The organism is Micromonospora tarapacensis, from assembly GCF_019697375.1.
GTDB lineage: Bacteria > Actinomycetota > Actinomycetes > Mycobacteriales > Micromonosporaceae > Micromonospora > Micromonospora tarapacensis.
In genome coordinates this window covers 4,463,091-4,481,296 of sequence record NZ_JAHCDI010000004.1, presented here as the reverse complement: position 1 = coordinate 4,481,296, position 18,206 = coordinate 4,463,091, and the positions used below count along the sequence as shown (strand labels likewise).

Below are 18,206 nucleotides of genomic sequence, written 5' to 3'. Positions count from 1 at the left end.
GGTCGGTGACGTCCGGGACATCCCGGAGCCGGCCCCGCAGGGGTCAGCCCGGCAGCGCGAGGTAGCCGTGCTCGGCCGCCTGCTGCAACGCCCACTGGTCGCGGTACCAACCGGGCACCGCCATCAGCTCCGCGTGCCGGCCGCGCTGGACCACCCGGCCGGCATCCAGCACCACGACCTCGTCGAAGCCGGCGAGCCCGCTGAGCCGGTGGGTGATCAGCAGCACCGAGTGCCCGGCGGGGGTCGCGGCCAGCGTCGAGGCGAGCACCTCGTCGGCGGCGACCGGGTCCAGGCCCTCGGTCGGCTCGTCGAGCACCAGCACGCCGGGCGCGGCGAGCAGGGCGCGGGCCAACGCGACCCGCTGCCGCTGCCCGCCGGAGAGCTGCCCACCCTCCTCACCGACCACCGTGTCCCAGCCGTCCGGCTGGGCACCGATCCAGTCCGCCAGGCCGGCGGCGGTGGTGGCGCCGGCCAGCGCGCCCTCGTCGGCATCCGGGCGGCCGAGCAGCACGTTGTCCCGGACCGTGGCGTGGAAGACGTACGCCTCGGCGAGCAGCCCGCCGACCAGCCGGGGCAGTTCGTCGGGCGGGTACGCCGACACGTCCCGCCCGTCCAGGGTGACCCGGCCGGCGTCGGGACGCACCGCGCCGGTCAGGACGGCGGCCAGCGTGCTCTTGCCCGCGCCGCTCGGGCCGACGACCGCGACCCGGCGGCCGGCCGGCACGGCGAGGTCGAACCCGTCGAGTGCGGCGGGCGTACCGGGCCGGTATCGGACGGTCACTCCCGCGAACCGGACGGCGGGCCCGGTGTCGGCCCGGTGCCCGGCCGGTGCGCCGTGCTCGGCTCCCGGTCGGGCGTCGGCCCCCGGGTCCGGGGCGGTCTCCAGGAGTTGGGCGACCCGCGCCAGACCGGAACGCAGCCCGGCCCACTGCCGGGCGGCGCCGACCAGCGCGAGGGCGATCTCGACGGCGGCCAGCGCGCCGACCGCCAGGACACCGACCAGCACCCCGGCCACCCCGGCGCGGAGCGCCACGAGCACCACCGCGCCGGCGGTGAGCCCGGCGACGAGCACCCTGCGGCGTCGACGGCGAAGCCGAGTGCGGCGAGCCGTCGCTCCAGCCGGGCCAGCCGCCGGGCCCGGCCCCGGCCGCGGCGAGTGCGTCCGCAGTGGCACCGAAGGCGGCCAGGTCGGCGGCGCCGTGGGTGAGATCGACCGCGTCGCTGGCGAGCGCGCCCCGCAGCGGCGCCACCTCGGCGCCGGCCCGTCGGGTCAGCGCGGTGGCCAGTGCCGGCAGGGCCACGCCGGCCACCAGGAGGCCGGCGGCGAGCGCGAGCGCGGCCGGCGGCGAGACGAGCGCGGTCAGACCGACCGCGAGCACACCCACCAGCCCGGCCGCGCCGGCCGGGACGACCACGCGCAGCAGCAGGTCCTGCACCGCCTCCACGTCGGAGACCAGCCGGCTCAGCGCGTCCCCGCTGCGCGGCGGGGCACCGCGCCCGGCGGCCAGGGTGCCGAAGACCCGCGCCCGGACATCGGTGACCAGGCGCAGCACCGCGTCGTGCCCGGCGAGCCGCTCGGTGTAACGCAGCACGCCCCGGCCGACCGCGAGGGCCCGCACCGCGACGATCGCCACGGTGAGTCGGTCCAGCGGGGGCTGACCGGCGGCGGTCATCAGCAGCCAGGTCGCGGTGGCCATCAGGGCCAGCCCGGCGAACTCGGTGGCCGCGGCGAGCAGGCCGGCACCGGCCAGGCGCCTCAGGTACGGCCGGGCCAGCCGCAGCACGGTCAGCTCGGGTGGCCGTCGCCGTCCGGCCGTCGGCGCCTCGGCCGCCCGCCGTCCGCCGTCGTGGAACGGGTGTCCGGCGGTGCCGGCCTCGCGTCCGCTGCTCATCGGAGTTCCCCCGCCGGTGCCGGTGTCAGCTCGGTGACCCGGCCGTCGGAGACCCGCAGGATGCGGTCGACGTCGGTCAGCAACGCGGGCCGGTGGGCGACCAGCAGCGCGGTGCGGCCGGCGACCAGCCTCCGGGTGGCCGACAGCACCGCCGCCTCGGCGGCGGCGTCGAGCCGGGCGGTCGGTTCGTCGAGCAGGACCACAGGGGAGTCCCGCAGGAACGCCCGAGCCAGTGCCACCCGCTGCCGCTGCCCGCTGGACAGGCCGTGCCCGCGTTCGCCGAGGACGGTGTCCAGCCCGTCGGGCAGCGCGGCGACCACGTCGCCGAGGGCGGCGGCGCGGACGGCGGCGGCGACCGTGGCCGGCGCGGCGTCAGGGTGCCGAGCCGGATGTTGTCGGCCAGTGACGCGGCGAACAGGTGGGCCCGCTGCGGTACCCAGGCCACCTGCCGGCGCCAGCCGTCGAGGTCGGCACCGGCCAGGTCGAGCCCGCCGACGGTGACCCGCCCGGCGGTCGGCGTCACGAAGCCGAGCAGCAGGCCCAGCAGGGTGCTCTTGCCGGCACCGCTCGGTCCGATGATCGCGATCCGTTCGCCGGGCCGGACGGTCAGCGTCACGTCCCGCAGCGCCGTGGTGCGCTGGTAGGCGACGGTCACCGACTCGAACCTGATTTCGCCCCGGCCGTCCGGCGCCGTTCCCGCCGGAGCCGTCGGTGCCGGCGCGGAGTCGGCGAGGGTCAACGCCTCGTCCAGCGCGGTGAGCCCCTCCATGCTGGCGTGGAACCGGCTGCCGGCCGCCCGCAGCGGCAGGTACGCCTCCGGGGTGAGCAACAGCACCAGCAGCGCGGTCTGTAGGGCCAGCCCGCCGCCGAGCAGTCGGATGCCGACCGGGACGGCGACCAGCGCCACCGACAGGGTGGCGACCAGTTCCAGCACCAGCGCGGAGAGAAAGGCGATGCGCAGCGTCTTCATGGTGGCGATCCGGTGACCGTCGGCCATCCGGCGGACCGTGTCGGTCTGCGCCCGGGCCCGGCCGAACGCGCGCAGCGTGGGCAGCCCGGCCACCATGTCCAGGAAGTGCCCGCCGAGCAGGCTCAGCCGCCGCCACTGTCGCTCGGTGGCGGCCTGGGCCTGCCAGCCGAGCAGCGCCCCGAAGATCGGGATGAGCGGCAGGGTCAGCGCGATGATCACCGCCGAACTCCAGTCGGCGAGGAAGACCCGACCCAGCACCGCGACCGGCACGGTGACGCTCAGCACGAGCTGCGGCAGATATCCGGTGAAGTAGGCGTCCAGGGCGTCCAGCCCGCGACCGGCGAGAGTGGCCAACTGCCCGGCCCGCTGTCCGGCGACCCAACCGGGTCCCTGCCGGGCCACCGCGCCGAGCAACTCGGCCCGCATGGCCGCCTTGACCGTGGCGGCCACCCGCGCCGACACCGCGCCCTGCGCCCAGACCACCAGCGCGCGGGCGGCGACGGCGGCCACGAAACCGGCCAGCGCGGCCCGGTCGAGGCCGCCGGTGAACGCCGTGGCCAGCAGCACGGCCAGGGCGGTGGCCTGCGCCACGACCAGGCCGGCGGCGAGCACACCGAGCAGCGCGAGCAGGGCGAGGTCGCGTCGGGCCGCAGGGACCCGACGCAGCAGCCGCGGGTCGAAGGGGCGGCGGTTCACCAGTACACCGGTGCCCTGCCGTCGGTCCGTCCCCGGAAAATCCACCAGCACATCGCCTGGAAGCCTAGTAGGGCCGGCAGGAGCGGCACCGCCAGCCAGCCCAGCAGACGCAGGGTCGGTGCGCTGGCCGCCGCGTCGGTCACCGTCAGTGACGCCCCTGGCTCGACAGTCGACACCAGCACGTAGGGCCAGAGGGTCGTCCCGACCAGCAGCACCGGCAGTGCCAGCGCCGCGGCGGTGGCGGTGAAGGCCACCCCGGTGCGCCGCCGCAGCAGCGCCGTCCGTGCCGCGAGCAGGGCCCCGACCAGCAGGATCACCAGGAGTACGCCGGCCAGGGGGCGCTGCGCGGCGGCGCGTACCCGGTCGGAGAGCAGGCCCAAGACGGTGGCCGCGGTGACCGCGACGAGCGCGGTGCCGAGCAGCCGGCCGGCCAGCGGGCGGAGCCGGTCGCCCTCGGCGGCCGGTAGCCGCAGCGTGAGGAAGGTCGCACCGTGCGCGGCGACCAGCGCGACCAGGGCCAGCCCGGTGGCGGCGGCGAACGGGGTGAACAGGTGCGTCACCCCGGCGACGTGCCCGTCCGCGCGCAGCGGTACGCCCTGGAGCAGCCCGGCGAGCACGACACCCCAGCCGAGCGCGGCGAGCAGGCTGCCGACCACGATCACCCGATCCCAGCCGGCCCGGGCCCGTCCACCGCCGGGGCGGCTGCGCAGCTGCACCCCGGCGGTCACCAGGATCACCCCGGTCAGTGCGGTGGCCACGGCCGGGTAGCTGCCGGCGAGCAACTCGCCCTCCAGCACCGGGAACGCGCCGAACAGGATCCCGACGGCGGCCACCAGCCAGACCTCGTTGCCGAGGAAGAACGGCCCGACCGCGTTCAGGGCGGCGCGTCGGCGCGGCGCGTCGGCGCCACGGGCGAGCAGCAGGCCCACGCCGTAGTCGTAGCCGCCGAGCACCAGGTAGCCGGCGAAGAAGAGGCCGAGCAGGGCGTACCAGGCGAGTTCCATCGGGGCTCCTCAGGCGAAGGTGGGCTCGGGGTGGGGTTCCTCGGCCGGCGGCTGTGCCGGTGGCCGGCCGAGGGCGGGATCGGCGGCGCCCCGGGCGGCGTGCCGGGCCAGCAGCACCCAGTTGGTGACGGCGAGCGCCCCGAGCAGCAGGGTGAAGCCGGCCAGCGAGGTCGCCATCATCCAGGGGCTGATCGGCGAGACCGCCTGCTCCACCGGCAGCAGCCCGTAGGCCACCCAGGGGTGACGACCCACCTCGCGGGCGATCCAGCCGAGGATCAGCGCCACGAACGGCAGCGGCAGGGCGAGCATGACCAGCCAGAGCGGGAACCGGAGCCGGATGATCCAGTCCCGCCAGAGCAGCGGGACCAGCAGCCAGAGCAGGCCGAGACCGAAGCCGATGAGGATCATGAAGCCGAGCCCGACGTCGGACAGCGCCGGTGGCAGGTAGTCGCCGGGGCCGAACCGTGCCGTCCAGTCGGCGACCAGGGCGTCGGCCTCCTCCGGGTTGCCGCCGAACTTGGTTGGCTGCACGGCGCCCACCGGGCCGAACTGGGCGAAGCCGAACCCCTGCACGAGGGTGATCGCCAGCGCGGCGGTGACCAGCCCGATCCGCAGCGAGGTACGGAAGAGCGCGTGGTCGGTGGTGCGTCGGTTGAGGTGCCAGGCGCTGATCGCGGCCATCAGCAGGCCGCCGGTGAGCAGCGATGCCGACACCACGTGCCCGAGCGCCATCGACAGGGCCGGGTTGGTCAGCAGCGCGGAGAAGTCGGTCAGGTGGGCGACGCCGTCGCGTACCTGGTAGCCGACCGGGTTCTGCAACCAGGCGTTGGCCACCATGATCCAGAACGCCGACCCGTACGCGGTGAGGGCGACGCCGTAGAGCAGCGCGAGGTGTACGCCGCGGCGCAGCCGGTGCCACCCGAAGATCCACATGCCGAGGAATGTCGACTCCAGGAAGAAGGCGACCAGCGTCTCGATCGCCAGCGGGGCGCCGAAGACGTTGCCGACGTAGCGCGACAGCCCGCTCCAGTTCAGCCCGAACTGGAACTCCATCACTAGCCCGGTGGCGATGCCGAGCACGTAGTTGATCACGTAAAGCTGGCCCCAGAACCGGGTCAGCCGCTCCCAGCGGGGATTTCCGGTGATCACCCAGGCGGTCTGCAGCCCGACGAGCAGGGTGACCAGGCCGAGGGTGACGGCCACGAAGAGGAAGTGGACCGAGGCGGTGGCGGCGAACTGCAGGCGGGCGAGGAGCAGGGTGTCCATGGCCGACTCTCCTGGGACGGGGGTCGATGCAGATAGGGAGCCTACACGTAGAGTGCCTACCTATCGGGGTCCACGAGGATGACGCCGGCATGATCAGGGTCAGTTCAGGGTGGTCAGCTGAGGAACAGGGAGACGGGAAGGGCGGCGGCGGTGGTGGTCACCGCGAGCGCGACGGCACCGAGCAGCCGGGGCGGGCGTCCGGCGACCAGCAGTCGCTGCACCCGTACGTCCAGGTCCCGGTCGCCCAGGCCGAGCGTGCCGGCCGGGGTGATCCGGTTGCCGGCGGCGGCGAACCGGCGCAGCGCACCGGCCAGCGGGGCCTCGGCGTGCAGCTCGCGGGCCTTGTCGTCGGCGCGCATCTCGACCAGCAGGGAAACCCGCTCATGTGCCTCGCGGACCCAACGGAACCAGGGCAGTGCCCGGCACAGCGCGGTGAACGGCAGCAGCACCAGGTCGTGCCGTTCCTGGGCGTGTGCCCGCTCGTGGCTGAGCACCGCCTCCAACTCGGCCCGGTCGAGCAGGCTGAGCGTGCCGACGCTGACCACCACCCGGGGCCGCACCCCCGGCAGGCAGTAGGCGGCCGCGCTCGGGTGGTCGAGCACCAGCGCCCCGGGCAGGGTGGGATCCTGCCGGGCCACCAGCGTGAGCAGGTCCCGATGGCGGCGCTGGGCGCGGACCGCGCCGTGGGTGCTGCGTACCGTCGTGGTCAGCAGCACCGCACCGATGCCGAGACCGACGCCGACCAGCCCCAGGTGCACGGCGCCGAGGCCGGCGGGCAGGGCGCCGTGTCGCAGGTCGTCGGCGAGCGCGAGCAGGGCGCTGCCGGTGCCCCGGTGGTACGGCGCGAGCCCCAGCGCGATCGGCAGGCCCATCGCGGAGAGGCCCACCCCCAGGCCGACCGCCTGCCAGCAGACGATCGCCACCCGGGGGCTGCGCCACGTCCAGGTGGAGCGGGCCAGCACCTGCGCGATCAGCCAGCACGCCAGCATCGAGGCGGCGAAGTGCAGGGTGTGCGCCATGGCGTCGCCCCTACCGCTCCGCGGCCTCGTCGGCCAGGCCGGAGTGCGACGCCCGGTCGGCCTGTGGCGCCTCGACCCGGTCGATCAGCCCGCGACCCGGGCCGTCCCCGGCGTCGCCTGGCACGTCGCCCGCCGTTCGGGCGGGCCCGGTCGAATCGACTGGCGGCCCGGCCTGCGCCGCGAGCGCGGCGCGCAGCACGTCCGCCTCGGTGCCGGTGACCGAGCGGGCGAACCGGACCAGCGCCGCGTCCCGGCTACCGCCCAGGTCGAGCGCGTCGAGCATGAGCTGGGCGATGTACGCCTCACGGCTGGCCGCGGCGCGGTACCGCCACGCCCGACCCTCCCGCTCGCGCTGCACCATGCCCTTGCCCGCGAGCCGGTCCAGCACCGTCATCACGGTGGTGTAGGCCAGCTCCCGCCCGTCCAGGGTGTCGGCCACCTCGCGCACCGTGACGCCGTCCGACGTGGCGGGAACCGTGTCCCACAGCACGTCCATCACCGCACGCTCAAGATCCCCCAGCCGAGTCACCCCGCAATCCTACCCCCGTAGTAGACCCACCCATCCCACCCACCCATCCCACCCACCCACGCCGCAGCAACTTCGGGGATAGTGCTGCTTCGTCACCCACTCGACCCAGCAGTTTCCGGGAAGTTGTCCGGATCTTGATCGAGCACCCAGGGCGACAAGCAACAGGGGGCGGAAGGGGGAGGGGTCGAGGGGGAAGACGACAGACCGAACCCGCCAGCACAGGCCGGAATCACATCCCCTTGGGATGCCACACGGTCTTCGTCTCCAGCAGCGCAGTCATCCGGCCAAGCCCCGGATCCGCCGACCAGTCGTGGGCCGCCGGCACCGGCCGGAGCACCCGCTTGAGGTTCTCCGCGGCCTTGACCTCCAGCTCGGTCGCGAACTCCGGATCGGTCACCCCGGTCAGGTCGATGGCGTTGACGTCCATGTGCGCGGCGAGTGTCGGCACCGTCTCCGACCAGCGGCCGGTGAGGATGTTGACCACACCGCCCGGCAGGTCGGAGGTGGCCAACACCTCGGCCAGGGTCACGGCGGCCAGCGGTGCTGCCGGCGAGGCGGCCACCACGACCGTGTTGCCGGTGACGATCGCCGGGGCGATCACGCTGACCAGGCCGAGCAGGGCCGGTGCCTCGGGGGCCACCACGGCCACCACGCCGGTGGGCTCGGGCGCCGACAGGTTGAAGTACGGCCCGGCCACCGGGTTCGCGCCGCCGTACACCTGCGGCAACTTGTCGGACCAGCCCGCGTACCAGACCCAGCGGTCGGTCGCGGCGTCCACCTCGTCGCCCGACACGCCGAGGGCGACGAACTGCTCGCGGCGGCCCTCCAGCATCTCGGCGACCCGGTAGAGGATCTGACCCCGGTTGTACGCGGTCGCGCCGGCCCAGCCCTTGACGGCCGCGCGGGCGGCCACCACGGCGTCCCGCGCGTCCTTGCGGGAGGCCAGCGACACGTTGGAGTCCTGCACGAGATACGACCGTCCCGACTCGCTGCGCGGGAACTTCCCGCCGATGAAGAGCTTGTACGTCTTGCGTACCGCGACCCGCTCAGACATTGAGGTACCCCTCCAGCCCGTGCCGGCCGCCCTCGCGACCGTAGCCCGACTCCTTGTAGCCGCCGAACGGCGAGGTGGGGTCGAACTTGTTGAACGTGTTGGCCCAGACCACCCCGGCGCGCAGCCGGTCGGCCATCCACAGGATCCGGGAACCCTTGTCGGTCCAGATCCCGGCGGACAGCCCGTACGGCGTGTTGTTTGCCTTCTCCACGGCCTCGGCCGGGGTGCGGAAGGTCAGCACGGACAGCACCGGTCCGAAGATCTCCTCGCGGGCGATCCGGTGTGCCTGGGTGACGCCGGTGAAGATGGTCGGCGCGAACCAGAAGCCCTGCTCGGGCAGCTCGCACGGCGGCGACCAGCGCTCCGCCCCCTCGGCGGCCCCGGCGTCGGACAGCTCCCGGATCCGGGCGAGCTGGGCGGCCGAGTTGATCGCCCCGATGTCGGTGTTCTTGTCCAGCGGGTCGCCGAGCCGCAGCTGGGCCATCCGGCGCTTGAGTGATTCGAGCACCTGATCGGCGACGGACTCCTGGACCAGCAGCCGGGAACCGGCGCAGCAGACGTGCCCCTGGTTGAAGAAGATGCCGTTGACGATGCCCTCGATCGCCTGGTCGACCGGGGCGTCGTCGAAGACGATGTTGGCGGCCTTGCCGCCCAGCTCCAGGGTGAGCCTCTTGCGGCTGCCGGCCACCGCGCGGGCGATGGCCCGGCCGACGTCGGTGGAGCCGGTGAAGGCGACCTTGTCGACGCCGTCGTGCTCGACCAGCGCCCGGCCGGTCTCGCCCGCGCCGGTGACGATGTTGACGACACCGGCCGGCAGCTCGGCCTGCTGGCAGATCTCGGCGAAGAGCAGCGCGGTCAGCGGGGTCGTCTCGGCCGGCTTCAACACCACCGTGTTGCCGGCCGCCAGGGCCGGGGCGATCTTCCAGGCCAGCATCAGCAGCGGGAAGTTCCACGGGATGACCTGCGCGGCCACGCCCAACGGCCGCGGGTTCGCGCCGAAGCCGGCGTGCGGCAGCTTGTCCGCCCAGCCGGCGTAGTAGAAGAAGTGCGCGGCGACCAGCGGCAGGTCGACGTCGCGGGACTCCCGGATCGGTTTGCCGTTGTCCAGCGACTCCAGCACGGCCAGCTCGCGCGAGCGTTCCTGGATGATCCGGGCGATCCGGAACAGGTACTTGGCCCGGTCCCGGCCCGGCATCGGACCCCAGACCTTGTCGTACGCCTTACGCGCGGCCCGGACGGCCCGGTCGACGTCCTGCGGGCCGCCCTCGGCGATCTCGGCCAGGACCTCCTCGGAGGCCGGGTTGATCGACTTGAAGCTGCCGCCGTCGGCCGGGTCGACGAACTCCCCGTCGACGAAGAGCCCGTACGAGGGCTTGAGGTCCACCACCGAGCGCGACTCGGGTGCGGGTGCGTATTCGAACATCGCGTTCAGTCCAGGGTGAAGTAGTCGGGGCCGGCGTAGACACCGGTCTTCAGCTTGGTGCGCTGCATCAGCAGGTCGTTCAGCAGGCTGGAGGCGCCGAAGCGGAACCAGTCCGGGTCCAGCCAGTCCGGCCCGACGGTCTCGTTGACCATGACCAGGTACTTGATCGCGTCCTTGGTGGTCTTGATGCCGCCGGCCGGCTTCACGCCCACCTGGCGCCCGGTGGCGGCCCGGAAGTCGCGGACCGCCTCCAGCATCACCAGGGTCACCGGCAGGGTGGCGGCGACCGGGACCTTGCCGGTGGAGGTCTTGATGAAGTCGCCGCCGGCCAGCATCGCCAGCCAGGAGGCGCGGCGCACGTTGTCGTAGGTGGCCAGCTCGCCGGTCTCCAGGATCACCTTCAGGTGGGCGTCCCCGGAGGCCTCCTTGGTGGCGACGATCTCGTCGTACACCTCGGAGTAGCGCCCGGCCAGGAAGGCACCCCGGTTGATCACCATGTCGATCTCGTCGGCGCCGGCCTCGACGGCCGCCCGGGTGTCGGCGAGCTTGACCTCCAGCGGCGCCTGGCCCGACGGGAACGCGGTCGCCACGCTGGCCAGGTGCACGCCACTGCCGCGCAGCACCTCGGCCACGTACGGCACCATCGCCGGGTAGACGCAGACCGCCCCGACGTGCGGGCAGGCCGGGTCGGCCGGGTCCGGCCGCAGCGCCTTGGCGGCGAGCGCCCGCACCTTGCCGGGGGTGTCCGCGCCCTCCAGCGTCGTCAGGTCGACCATCCGGATCGCCAGGTCGATCGCCTGGGCCTTGGCGGTGGTCTTGATGGATCGGGTGCCGAGTTGGGCTGCCCGCTGCTCCGCGCCGACCTGGTCCACGCCCGGTAGGCCGTGCAGGAAGGTCCGCAGAGCGGTCTCGGATCGTCCCAGCTCGGAGAGGTCCGACCGGGCCGACGTCGCTGTCGCCGTCATGACCCGAAGTCTACGCAGCAGAACCATGAGTGATCTTGGTCACGGTCGCCGCCGGGGGGCTGGTGGGTGAGCGACCTCGCTGGTCCGGGCCGGGGCCCGCGCCCCGGCGGTCGGGACGGGTAGGTTGAGCGATCGTGGACGTACTCGTCATTGACCACCCGCTCGCCCAGTCCCGGCTGACCGCCATGCGGGACGAGCGCACCGACTCCTCGTCGTTCCGGGCGGCGCTGCACGAACTCACCACCATGCTGGTGTACGAGGCGGCGCGTCCCTTCCCGGTGGAGAGGTACCCGGTGCGGACCCCGGTGACCGCCACCGAGGGCACCCGGCTGGCCAACCCGCCGCTGCTGGTGCCGGTGCTGCGGGCCGGCCTCGGCATGGCCGACGCCGCACTGGGGCTGCTGCCGGAGTCCTCAATGGGCTTCGTCGGGCTGGCCCGGGACGAGGAGACGTTCGAGCCGCGCGCCTACCTGGAATCCCTGCCCCGGGACCTCGCCGGCCTGCCGGTGCTGGTCCTCGACCCGATGCTCGCCACCGGCGGCTCGCTGGAGCACTGCTGCCGGCTGCTGGCCGAGCGCGGCTGCACCGACATCACCGTGCTCTGCGTGCTCGCCGCCCCGGCGGGCATCGCGCGCCTGGAGCGTTCCGGCCTGCCGCTGCGCCTGGTCACCGCGGCCATCGACGACAGGCTCAACGACAGCATGTTCATCGTGCCGGGCCTCGGTGACGCCGGTGACCGGCAGTTCGGCGGCATGCCCCGGTTCTGACCCGCGCCGCGGCGGGTTTGTCCTGCGGTCTGTGGCGTCCAGCGGCTAGCCTCTCGGGCCATGACTGGTGTGCCGCTCGCCGAGGAACTGCTCCTCCTCGCGTACGACGACGAGACCGGCAAGGCGACCCTGCCGCGGATCAGCCTCGACCTGGGGATGGCCGCCGCCGTCCTGATCGAGCTGGCCCTGGCCGGGCGGCTCGCATACGCCGACGGGACGTTGACCGCGGTGGACCCGACGCCCACGGGCGAACCGGTCACCGACGCCGTGCTGGCCAAGATCGCGGCCGACACGCCGCACAGCCCCGCGTCCTGGGTGCAGCGGCTCCGTCACGGTCTCCGCGACCGGATCCTCGGCGACCTCTGTGACCAGGGCGTCGTCCGGGACGTGGACGAGACGGAGCTGGGCTTCATCCACGTGCACCGGTATCCGGTGGTGGACCGGTCGGTGGAGGCGGAGACGCGGCAGCGGCTCGCTGAGGCGCTGACGGGGGTCGCACCGGACGAGCGGACCGCCGCACTCGCGACCCTGGTCGCCGTGCTCCGGATGGAATCCGCGCTCGGGGTGACCGGCGAGGCCGCCGCCGACGCCCGCCGCCGGTTGGAAGCGATCGCCACCGGGGCCGGCTTCTCCGGCGAGGTCAGCCTGGAAGGCTCGGTGGTCCGCCCCTCGGTCGGCCTGGTGGTGGCCGCCCTCGGCCACGCCGTCGAGCACGCCCTCGGCCCTCGCCGCTGATCCGCACCCGGTCCCGCCGCGAAGCGCTACGAGGCGTCGAGCGGGGGTTCGGCCGGCTCGAAGTCACCGGCGTAGAGATCAACTGACACGAACACCTGACGAGATCCGCTGAACGGATCGGACGCCAGACCGTACAGCCGGACGTGCGCGTTCGGGTGTCCCTGTAGCATATCCGCGAGCGTGTCGGCCACAATTCCCGTGCGGGATTCGAGGCGCTTCCACTCGCTGGCGGGAATGCGGAAGTCCTCGATTCGAATGCGTCTCCAGCCGCCTCGGCGAAGCCGGGGCATCCACGACGAGTTCAGCGGTAGCTTGACCAGGCTGCGCGTCAGTCCGTCGGCCGTCCTGTCGTGGTCGACTCGGAGGTCGGCGTGAAATGCCACGTCGACTGCATCGCGACGTCCGACGTTGGACACCGTGGCGACGAGATCCGGTGCGCCCTTACCTGCCCCCGCTGTCACGGCCATCGGCGCGGACCAGACAAGTCGTGGGGTGAGCACCCGAAACACTATCCAGAGCATGAGAATCGACTGAAAAACTCCGATCGGGATCCCGATGATGAGGGAAATCATGACATCCATTGATGCGGGAGCCTCCTGGGCGGCGCAAATTGATGTGGTCACCGGAGCTTGCGCCAATTCGCTCTGACCGTCCACTCTCGCAGTGAGGGTCAAGCCCGCTCTACGTGTGGTGCGTCGATCACGCCACGGGTGTGGGGTCGCGCGGGTGGCCCGTGGCGGGCGGTGGAGCGGGTGTCAGTGGGTCAGGTGGTCGGCCCGGACGGCGGTGACGAAGGCGGACCAGGCGGCGGGCGCGACGGTGAGGGCCGGGCCGGTCGGGTCCTTGCTGTCGCGGATGCCGACGACGCCGGGCAGGTTGTCGGCGACCTCGACGCACTCGCCGCCGTTGGTGCCGCTGCGGGTGCTGGTGCGCCACCGAGCGCCGGTCAGGTCATTCATAGCACTCTCCCAGGATGGCATCGATGAACTCCATCGATTGTCGCTCGCCGAGGGCGGCGGTTTCCAGCCCCTTCCACACCCGTTCGTAGGCGGCGATCTCGCTCGGCTGGTCGAGGTAGAGCGCGCCGGTGAGCCCTTCCACGTAGACCGTCGGCGGCTCGGAGGGGCCGCCGAGCGGCGCGGCCGGGAAGTCGAGCAGGACGAAGGTGCCGGCCTCGGCGGCGAGCGGCGGCCCGGCGGCCAGCGGCAGCAGCCGGATCGAGATGTTGTGCCGCTGGCCGGCGGTCAGCAGGTGCCGCAGTTGGTCGGCCATCACCGGCCGGCCCGGCACCGGCCGGCGCAGCACCGCCTCGCTGAGCACCACGGTCAGCTCCGGTGCGGGCGGTAGCCGCCGGGCCAGCAGCCCCTGCCGCTGGATCCGGAAGTTCACCACCTTCTTCCGCTCCTCCTCGCCCAGCTCCGGCCGGTTGTGCAGGAAGAGCGCGGTGGCGTACTCGGGGGTCTGCAAAATGCCCGGCACCAGTTCGGCGTTGTAGTACCGCACGCTGCTGGCGACGTTCTCCAGCCCGACGTAGAGCGAGAACCAGGCCGGGATCGACCGGCCGTACGCGTGCCACCACCCGTCAGCCCTGCTGACCTCGGTCAGCCCGAGCAGCACGCTCGCCTGGTCGGGCGTGGCCCGGTACAGCTCGCAGAGCAGCCGCACGTCCCGCCCTCTCGCCGGGGTCAGGCCCCGTTCGATCCGCCAGATCTTCTGCCGCGAGCAGTCCAGTTCCTCGGCCGCCGCCTCGATGCTGACCTGCGCGTCCACCCGGAGCTGGGTGAGCAGTCTGCCGAGTTGCCGTCGCGGCACGGTTGAGCCGTTCGTTGCATGCACCGTGCAACACCCCTCTGTTCCAAAATGCAACCAGTACGCATCGGAGAAGAAACGTCATCCGGAATCGCCCGCCTGAATGCGGGAAATGCCGTCGGTTGATGGGGTGATGCTATTTCCGGAGGCGGACGGTGAGCAAGCAATGGCGCTCGGTAAAGTGCCTCAGACACCCAGGGCGGTCGCGATCTCGGTGCGCATGGTGGTGACGGCCGTCGCCGCGCGGGCCCGGGCCGCCGCGACGTCGCCGTCGGCGACCGGTTCCACCACCTCGAGGTACGCCTTGAGCTTCGGTTCGGTGCCGGAGGGGCGGATCACCACGCGGGCCGCCGCGGTACGCAGGATCACCACGTCGGCCTCCGGGAGCAGGTCCTGTGTCTCGGTGACCGGCTGTCCGAGCAGCGTGGTCGGGGCGTTCGCCCGGATCCGGGCCATCGCATCGGCGATCAGCCGCAGGTCGTCGACGCGGACGGAGAGCTGGTCGGTGTGGTGCACACCGAACTCGGCGGCCAGCTCGTCCAGCCGGTCGAGGAGCGTGCGGCCCTGCGCCTTGAGACCGGCGGCCAGTTCGGCGACGGTCAGCGCGGCGGTGATGCCGTCCTTGTCCCGGACGTGGTCGGGGGCGACGCAGTAGCCGAGCGCCTCCTCGTAGCCGAAGACCAGCGGATCGGTGCCGTCACCGGCCCGGACGATCCACTTGAACCCGGTCAGCGTCTCGCCGTAGGGCAGTCCCCGGGCGGCGCACATCGCCCGCAGCAGCGACGACGAGACGATGGTGGTGGCGTAGAGACCGGTTACCCCGCGCCGCATCAGGTGGTCGGCGAGCAGCACGCCCACCTCGTCCCCGCGCAGCATCCGCCAGCCCGGCCGCCCGCCCGCCCCGGCCCGGACCGCGACGGCGCAGCGGTCGGCGTCGGGGTCGTTGGCGATGGCCAGATCGGCGCCGGTGCGGTCGGCGAGGGCGACCAGCCGGTCCACCGCGCCCGGCTCCTCGGGATTGGGAAAGCTGACGGTGGGGAAGTCCGGATCCGGCTCGGCCTGGTCCGGCACCACACCGGGCACCGGGAAGCCGGCGCTCGTGAAGGCCGCGGTGAACACCGCCGCGCCGACACCGTGCAGCGGGGTGTACGCCACGGTCAGCTCCCGGTGCCCGCCCCGTGGCAGGACCTCGACCGCCCGCGCGACGTACCCGGCGGTCAGGTCGGCGCCGAGCACCTGGCCGGCGGGGCCGAGCGGCACCTGGGCCAGCGGGCCGACCGCGCGGATGGCCGCCTCGATGCCGGTGTCGGCCGGCGGCACGATCTGCGCCCCGGCGCCCAGCTCGCCACCCAGATCGGCGCCGAGGTACACCTTGTAGCCGTTGTCCTGCGGCGGGTTGTGGCTGGCGGTCACCATCACGCCGGCGACCGCGCCCAGGCGCCGTACCGCGTACGCGAGCACCGGGGTGGGCAGCGGGCAGGGGAGCAGCAGCGCCGGGCGTTCCGCCCCGGTGGCCACCCGGGCGGTCTGCTCGGCGAACTCGCGGGAGCCGCGTCGGGCGTCGTACCCGATCACCAGGGGACCGGTGCCGCCCTGGGCCGCGAGCCAGGCGACAAGCCCGGCGGCGGCCTGGGTGACCACCGCGAGATTCATCCCGTTGGGACCGGCCCGCAGCGGCCCGCGCAGCCCGGCCGTGCCGAAGGTCAGCGGCCCGGCGAACCGGTCGGTCAGCTCGGGCGCACTGGCCGGCAGTCGGTCGAGCACCGCCCGCAGCTCCGCCCGGCTGGCCGGGTCGGGGTCGTCTGCGAGCCAGCGTTGCGCCCGCTCGCGGATGGTGTCGAGGTCAGTGCTCTGCGCCGCCATTGCCTCTTGATAGCACGGCGGCTGATCAGCGCGGACGCGTCCCCCGGCTCAGCCGTCGGCGGTGAGCTGGAACGACTTCAACATCTCGTCGTAGATCGGCTTGCTCTCCTCGAACCGGGCGTCGTTCGAGGTGAGGTAGAAGGAGTAGAGCCGGCCGTCGTGGGCCACCCCGTGCCACACCCCGTGCCGCATGGCGTCGCCCTCGCCGCAGGTGTATTCGAACTCGGCCGACGGCTTGCCGGCCAGCTCCTTCTCCGCCATGGAGACCTGGGTGTACGGCTTGGCGCAGGAGGACGACCGGGTCTTCAGACCGTTCTCGGCGACCTGCGCCCAGCGGGTCGAGGTGCCGCTCCACTTCTCGTTCAGGATGCGCACCCGACGGCCGTCGTCCTCCGGGTCGGTGTAGTCGATGTAGACGCCGCCGGACGGTGCGGCCCGCTTCCAGCCCTTGGGGACCAGCATCTGCACTCCGCGCGCCGAGTGCTCCTGCATCTCGATGTCGGGGCCCGCGTCGGCGGAGCTGGACGGGTCGGCGACCGGGGTGGCGGGCGGCGCCTCGTCGCCGCCGGAGAACGCCACGATGCCGACGACCAGGAGCACCGCGAGGCCACCGGCCGCAGCCAGCCGCATCTTGCGCGGCCAGCCCCGCATGGTGTGCACCAGCCGGGTGCCACCGGCCTTCGCCCGGTCGAGCGGGTTGCCGCCGCCGGGCTCGGGTGCCGGCTCGCCGTACGGCTGGCTGGGCGCGGCCGGCCACTGGGCGGCGCCGTAGGCGCCGAGCTGCTGGGTAGCCTCCGGCTGGCCGCCGAAGCCGTACGTCCCGGCACCGACCCGCTGGGTGGCGTCGGCACCGCCGCCGTAGGTGCGGCCAAAGGGCGGGGACATCGCGGCACCCGGGCGCGGGGCGAGGGCGTCCGCGCTGGTGTCCTCCATCGCGCTGGTGTCGGCCCTGGTGGCCTGGCCGGGGCGCTCACCCCGGCGCAGCGCGGCGAGCCGGTCGGTCAGCGACTCGCCGGGGCCGAGCATCGCCCGCCCGCCGATCTGCCCGGACGGCACGGGCTTCGTCGGCGCCGCCGGTGCGCTGATCGGCGCGGGCTGTGGCACCTGCATCACCGAGTACGGATCGGTCATCGAGTTGACCGCGACGGCGTTGCTGCTCAACGGGCCGGCCAGCAGCTCGCGCAGCATGGCGCGGGCGGTGTGCACGTCCAGCCGGCGGGCCGGATCCTTCTCCAGCAGGCCCATCAGCACCCGGGTGAGCGGGCCGCTGCGCTGCGGCGGAGCCGGCGGGTCCTCGACCACGGCGTGCATCGTCTCGATCGGGTCGCCCCGGTCGAAGGGCGGCCGGCCCTCGACCGCCGTGTAGAGGGTCACGCCGAGGGAGAACAGGTCGCTGGGCGGGCCGAACTCCTGCCCCATCGCCCGCTCGGGCGAGATGAAATGCGGTGAGCCGAGCACCATGCCCGGCGTGGTGAGCTGCACGTCGGTGGGCATCCGGGCCACACCGAAGTCGGTCAGTACGCAGCGCCCGTCCGAGCAGATCAGCACGTTGGCGGGCTTGACGTCGCGGTGCAGGACCCCGATCGCGTGCGCCACCTCCAGCGCGCCGAGCAGCGCGATCCCGATCTTGGCGACGACCCGCTGGGCGATCGGCCCGTCCTCGATCACCATGTCGGCCAGGCTGCGGGCGTCGAGCAGCTCCATCACGATCCACGGCCGGCCGGCCTCGGTGACCACGTCGTACACCTGGACCACCGCCGGGTGGGCGATGGCGGCGGCGGCACGGGCCTCGCGCAGGGTGCGTTCGTACATCGCGTCGCGGTCGCTCGGGGCCAGGCCCGGCGGGAGGATGACCTCCTTGACCGCCACGTCTCGGCGCAGAAGTGTGTCTGTGGCCCGCCAGACCGTACCCATGCCACCGTTGCCCACCGCGGAGCGCAGCGAGTACCGGTCACCGATGACGGTGCCGGGTGTCGCGCGTCGGTTGGTGGGGATGCTGACTGGTCCGCCGCTCCACGTCGGGATCTGAGTCACAGAAAAGCCACCGGGGGAAGTCGAGAGGGCTGGGACACAACCCCCCTATCTTGCTGGTTCAGACGCCCGATGCGAAAGCCGGCGCGGCGGGCGTTTCCCTTACTCAACGGTACGTGTGCGGGCACTCACCTGTCGTCGCCGGCCGGCGACGCGGTGTGCGCTACCCCTCACCCGCATTTG

The 18,206-nt window shown here is 73.3% G+C and carries 14 protein-coding genes and 2 pseudogenes; 2 read left to right on the top strand and 14 right to left on the bottom strand.

Going from position 1 to position 18,206, the window contains the following annotated elements:
* Positions 1-43: 43 nt before the first annotated feature.
* From cydC to deoC, 9 genes and pseudogenes are all read right to left on the bottom strand, one after another.
* A pseudogene (gene cydC, locus KIF24_RS26325) lies at positions 44-1,892 on the bottom strand (thiol reductant ABC exporter subunit CydC).
* Positions 1,889-3,558 (bottom strand): annotated as a pseudogene (cydD, locus tag KIF24_RS26320) (thiol reductant ABC exporter subunit CydD). The pseudogenes cydC and cydD overlap by 4 nt, the downstream one beginning before the upstream one ends.
* Positions 3,555-4,562: a cytochrome d ubiquinol oxidase subunit II gene (locus KIF24_RS26315; protein WP_221086328.1), complete on the bottom strand. Its 1,008-nt coding sequence runs from the start codon at positions 4,560-4,562 to the stop codon at positions 3,555-3,557. The pseudogene cydD and the gene KIF24_RS26315 overlap by 4 nt, the downstream one beginning before the upstream one ends.
* Positions 4,563-4,571: 9 nt before the next feature.
* The gene (locus KIF24_RS26310; protein ID WP_221086327.1) at positions 4,572-5,828 is read right to left on the bottom strand and encodes a cytochrome ubiquinol oxidase subunit I; all 1,257 of its coding nucleotides are present in this window, start codon (positions 5,826-5,828) and stop codon (positions 4,572-4,574) included.
* A 113-nt stretch (positions 5,829-5,941) separates the two neighbouring features.
* Positions 5,942-6,847 (bottom strand): M56 family metallopeptidase, encoded by a 906-nt coding sequence (locus KIF24_RS26305; protein ID WP_221086326.1) that lies wholly within the window; start codon positions 6,845-6,847, stop codon positions 5,942-5,944.
* 10 nt (positions 6,848-6,857) lie between these two features.
* Entirely contained in the window at positions 6,858-7,376 is a 519-nt protein-coding gene (locus KIF24_RS26300) for a BlaI/MecI/CopY family transcriptional regulator (RefSeq protein ID WP_221086325.1), read from the bottom strand.
* Between the two features lie 229 nt (positions 7,377-7,605).
* Positions 7,606-8,430: an aldehyde dehydrogenase family protein gene (locus KIF24_RS26295; RefSeq protein WP_221086324.1), complete on the bottom strand. Its 825-nt coding sequence runs from the start codon at positions 8,428-8,430 to the stop codon at positions 7,606-7,608.
* Positions 8,423-9,853, bottom strand: coding sequence for an aldehyde dehydrogenase family protein (locus KIF24_RS26290; RefSeq protein ID WP_221086323.1), 1,431 nt, complete (start codon positions 9,851-9,853; stop codon positions 8,423-8,425). Before KIF24_RS26290 ends, KIF24_RS26295 begins: the two co-directional genes overlap by 8 nt.
* 5 nt (positions 9,854-9,858) lie before the next feature.
* Entirely contained in the window at positions 9,859-10,818 is a 960-nt protein-coding gene (gene deoC, locus KIF24_RS26285) for a deoxyribose-phosphate aldolase (protein WP_221086322.1), read from the bottom strand.
* Between the two features lie 134 nt (positions 10,819-10,952).
* On the opposite strand from deoC, the gene upp reads away from it, so the two are divergent.
* Positions 10,953-11,585: a uracil phosphoribosyltransferase gene (gene upp / locus KIF24_RS26280; protein WP_221086321.1), complete on the top strand. Its 633-nt coding sequence runs from the start codon at positions 10,953-10,955 to the stop codon at positions 11,583-11,585.
* 60 nt (positions 11,586-11,645) lie between these two features.
* Positions 11,646-12,320, top strand: a complete 675-nt coding sequence (locus KIF24_RS26275) for a GOLPH3/VPS74 family protein (protein WP_221086320.1) — start codon at positions 11,646-11,648, stop codon at positions 12,318-12,320.
* Positions 12,321-12,346: 26 nt separating this feature from the next.
* On the opposite strand, the gene KIF24_RS26270 is transcribed toward KIF24_RS26275, so the two are convergent.
* The 5 genes from KIF24_RS26270 to KIF24_RS26250 all read right to left on the bottom strand — a co-directional run bounded on the left by KIF24_RS26270 (position 12,347) and on the right by KIF24_RS26250 (position 18,026).
* Complete coding sequence (locus tag KIF24_RS26270) at positions 12,347-12,976, bottom strand: hypothetical protein (RefSeq protein ID WP_221086319.1); 630 nt, start codon at positions 12,974-12,976, stop codon at positions 12,347-12,349.
* A 99-nt stretch (positions 12,977-13,075) separates the two neighbouring features.
* Positions 13,076-13,279 (bottom strand): DUF397 domain-containing protein, encoded by a 204-nt coding sequence (locus KIF24_RS26265; RefSeq protein WP_221086318.1) that lies wholly within the window; start codon positions 13,277-13,279, stop codon positions 13,076-13,078.
* Positions 13,272-14,156 (bottom strand): helix-turn-helix domain-containing protein, encoded by an 885-nt coding sequence (locus tag KIF24_RS26260; protein WP_331461290.1) that lies wholly within the window; start codon positions 14,154-14,156, stop codon positions 13,272-13,274. Before KIF24_RS26260 ends, KIF24_RS26265 begins: the two co-directional genes overlap by 8 nt.
* A 159-nt stretch (positions 14,157-14,315) precedes the next feature.
* The gene (locus tag KIF24_RS26255) at positions 14,316-15,992 is read right to left on the bottom strand and encodes a phospho-sugar mutase (RefSeq protein ID WP_221086316.1); all 1,677 of its coding nucleotides are present in this window, start codon (positions 15,990-15,992) and stop codon (positions 14,316-14,318) included.
* Positions 15,993-16,040: 48 nt separating this feature from the next.
* Positions 16,041-18,026 carry a serine/threonine-protein kinase gene (locus KIF24_RS26250; RefSeq protein WP_221086315.1) on the bottom strand — a complete coding sequence of 662 codons (1,986 nt, stop codon included), beginning with the start codon at positions 18,024-18,026 and terminating at the stop codon, positions 16,041-16,043.
* Positions 18,027-18,206: the final 180 nt, after the last annotated feature.